This window comes from Legionella sheltonii (genome assembly GCF_026191355.1).
Classification (GTDB): Bacteria; Pseudomonadota; Gammaproteobacteria; order Legionellales; family Legionellaceae; genus Legionella; species Legionella sheltonii.
On the sequence record NZ_JAPHOQ010000036.1, the window covers coordinates 1 to 1296 of the forward strand.

The following is a 1296-nucleotide window of genomic DNA, read 5'->3' on the forward strand; positions in this document are numbered from 1 at the left end:
CTGATCTATCCCCACGAATTATGAGTTGAAATAAAGAGCGTCTCATGATCAAATGAGCGTCATTAAGACTCATGGAAATTAAAATGTTAGCTGTAGAAACCTATCTTTATAATTCGCTTACAGAATCATGTCCTGAAATTCATATATCACGATTGAATGCAGTAATGGATGTAGCATCAGGCTTAAGACATAGCCAAAACCTTTCATTAAGTGAATTAGGGAGGAACTTGCCTGGAGATGCAAAATTAAAAAATAAGATAAAGAAAGTTGATAGGCTGGAAGGCAATAAGGCACTGCATAATGAACTTTTTTCCATTTATCAAGGGTTATCAAGCTTTGTTTTTACTTACATCTCGCAAGATACAACCTTACCTTTGATTGTAGATATTTGCTGCTTAAAAGACGACCGAGAAATTCAAATGCTCAGTGCAGAAATAGCGTTAAAAGGTAGAAGTCTTCCTCTTTATCGAGAAGTGTATAGAGATACCGAAACAAAAGGACGAGCTAAGGACTTTTTAAAAGAGTTGAGTCTTTGTTTGCCCAAAAATCGTCGAGTAATCGTAATCATGGATGCCGGTTTTTATGAAGAATGGTTTAAAGAAATAGAAGCGCTGGGCTGGTATTGGCTAAGTCGTGTAAGAGGAGTTAAATCGGTACAATTATCCGAAGAACTGGGATGGAAACTCATTAAAGAACTAATCCCTGATATTAAATCTAAAACGACACATTATGAGCATGCTCTATTAACCAAAGAGCATACAAGACCTTGTAGGGTGGTTACAACCTATCGTAAGCCTAAGGGAAGAAAGGTAAAGACATCACGAGGAAAAACCACCTCGACACTGTCTAATGGAAGTTATAGTCAAGCTAATAAAGAGCCATGGATTTTGGCTACTAATTTACCATTGGATGTAGGGCCTACTGATATTATCAATCTCTATTTTAAAAGAATGCAAATAGAAGAATCGTTTAGAGATGTTAAAAGTCATCAATTCGGACTAGCAGGACGTTATGTGCGTACTCATTCAGTAGATAGATGGGGAGTAAAAATGCTTCTTGCTGCTATTGTGCAAATTACTTATTGGGTTATTGGAGTAATTGCACATAGTCAAAATAAACAACAATACTTCCAAGCCAATACGGTCAAAGATAAGAAAATATTCTCTTATTTTACCCTGGGTAAGCTTATGATTGAGCATAATCAGCTCTGTTCCTTAGCCCCTGACCCTAGAACCTTACAAGAGATTATAGAACAGGAGCTTAACCGTGTTTGGTAATTTCGTGGGGATCTTTCAG

1 protein-coding gene is annotated in these 1296 nt (G+C 36.9%); it reads left to right on the forward strand.

Going from position 1 to position 1296, the window contains the following annotated elements; translation table 11 throughout:
• Positions 1 to 71: 71 nt before the first annotated feature.
• The gene (locus OQJ26_RS19215) at positions 72 to 1277 is read left to right on the forward strand and encodes an IS4 family transposase (protein WP_265702028.1); all 1206 of its coding nucleotides are present in this window, start codon (positions 72 to 74) and stop codon (positions 1275 to 1277) included.
• Positions 1278 to 1296 lie beyond the last annotated feature (19 nt).

Bases quoted from the DNA above. Each gene is read 5' to 3' on its own strand.
- OQJ26_RS19215 (WP_265702028.1), top strand. From the start codon at position 72: ATGGAAATTAAAATGTTAGCTGTAGAAACCTATCTTTATAATTCGCTT.